Origin of the sequence: Pluralibacter gergoviae ATCC 33028 = NBRC 105706 (genome assembly GCF_001598855.1) — a bacterium.
Classification (GTDB): domain Bacteria; phylum Pseudomonadota; class Gammaproteobacteria; order Enterobacterales; family Enterobacteriaceae; genus Pluralibacter; species Pluralibacter gergoviae.
Map to the genome: position 1 here is coordinate 1 of NZ_BCZS01000098.1, position 628 is coordinate 628.

1 tRNA gene and 1 rRNA gene are annotated in these 628 nt (G+C 50.6%); both read left to right on the forward strand.

The features are described 5' to 3' along the window. Positions 1–38 precede the first annotated feature (38 nt). A tRNA-Glu gene (locus tag ENGE1_RS26295) sits at positions 39–114 on the forward strand. A gap of 181 nt (positions 115–295) precedes the next feature. Next, positions 296–628: ribosomal RNA gene (locus ENGE1_RS26300) — 23S ribosomal RNA — on the forward strand; the annotation flags it as partial.

Genomic DNA, 628 nt, shown 5'->3' on the forward strand with positions numbered 1-628 from the left:
TGTAGAGAAGCAAGGCGTCTTGCGATTGAGACTTCAGTGTCCCCTTCGTCTAGAGGCCCAGGACACCGCCCTTTCACGGCGGTAACAGGGGTTCGAATCCCCTAGGGGACGCCACTTGCTGGTTTGTGAGTGAAAGTCACCGACCTCCATATCTCAAAACTAACTCACTGAGTTATGTTTGAGATATTTGCTCTTTAAAAATCTGGATCAAGCTGAAAATTGAAACGACACACGTTAAGTGTGTTCGAGTCTCTCAAATGCTTGCAGCACGAAGTGAAACATCTTCGGGTTGTGAGGTTAAGCGACTAAGCGTACACGGTGGATGCCCTGGCAGTCAGAGGCGATGAAGGACGTGCTAATCTGCGAAAAGCGCCGGCGAGGTGATATGAACCTTTGACCCGGCGATGTCCGAATGGGGAAACCCAGTGTGATTCGTCACACTATCGTTAACTGAATACATAGGTTAACGAGGCGAACCGGGGGAACTGAAACATCTAAGTACCCCGAGGAAAAGAAATCAACCGAGATTCCCCCAGTAGCGGCGAGCGAACGGGGAGCAGCCCAGAGTCTGAATCAGCGTGTGTGTTAGTGGAAGCGTCTGGAAAGTCGCACGATACAGGGTGATAGT